Source organism: Bartonella sp. CL71SXKL (assembly GCF_042194935.1).
Lineage (GTDB): Bacteria > Pseudomonadota > Alphaproteobacteria > Rhizobiales > Rhizobiaceae > Bartonella.
The window spans coordinates 1-952 of record NZ_JBHINI010000086.1 but is presented as its reverse complement, the minus strand read 5'-3'; the positions used below and the strand labels follow the sequence as shown (position 1 = coordinate 952).

Annotated in this window: 1 pseudogene; it reads right to left on the bottom strand. The window is 48.3% G+C overall.

Annotated features, from left to right (window positions below):
• A pseudogene (locus ACFILA_RS09600) lies at positions 1-952 on the bottom strand (filamentous hemagglutinin); the annotation flags it as partial.

Here is a 952-nt window from a genome sequence, read left to right as displayed (position 1 = left end):
ACGGTCTCCACGCCGTCAACCGTTGTGCGCCCTGCATCCAAACGAATATTCTTCTCCGCAAGGAGAACAGCATCCCCACCCGCCGCAAAATGCCCTCCTTGACTGAGGATATCCCCGCCATGCACATGCAATTGGTGGTTTGCCGCAATACGCCCTGAATTGGTTATTGTGGAATTGCTTGTATTTTGGCTGGTGATATTGACATCATCGCCCATGATCAAAGCCCCAGCAGAAACAAAGGAGGCTCTGTCTTTTTCAGGGATGTAAAGCACCGGTGCGTAAACATCCATGCCCTTGACCTGTTGGCGCACATAAATCACCATCGGGGCTTCTAGGGACGCCAATTGTTCTTCACTCAAAGCCTCACCAAAGGGGAGATTGTGTGCTTTTGCATATTCTGCCCCGACATCCAGCAAGGTTTTGACTTGTTCAATGGCATCACTTCCAGGAATAAAGGAGCCTTTACCCAAACCTTGACCAACCAGATCACGCATTTGTTTTTCAATCAATTCCTTTTCGAAATAAGCATCGCCTAAGAAAAAAATCTCTCTGTCAGGATTGTAACCAATTCTGTTCAAATAATAGGCTGAGCCATAAAACTTGCCAACATCAAGGAATTCTGCCCGCGTTTCATAAATGAAATTTTGGTTGGGCAGCGTGCCCCCAACACCACCCGATTGGGGTTTTGGTAAAGGGAGCCCCTCAGAAAGTTCCCCTGCATTATTGAGATCCACTTTCGGTGTAAAGAGAGCGCCAGCCCCAGTTAAACCACTTAAGGACTCCAGTGGATTGCCTTCAACTGCTTGTGCTTTAAAATGCGCATCCCCTGTAATCGAACCTTCCGCTGCCGTGTTATTGAGTTGATCGACCACCAAATTCAACGTGCCACCCGCTTGGACAAGACCAGGAGCTGCATCAAGAGCTTCTGAACCAGTATGGCGATCCTTGCCAT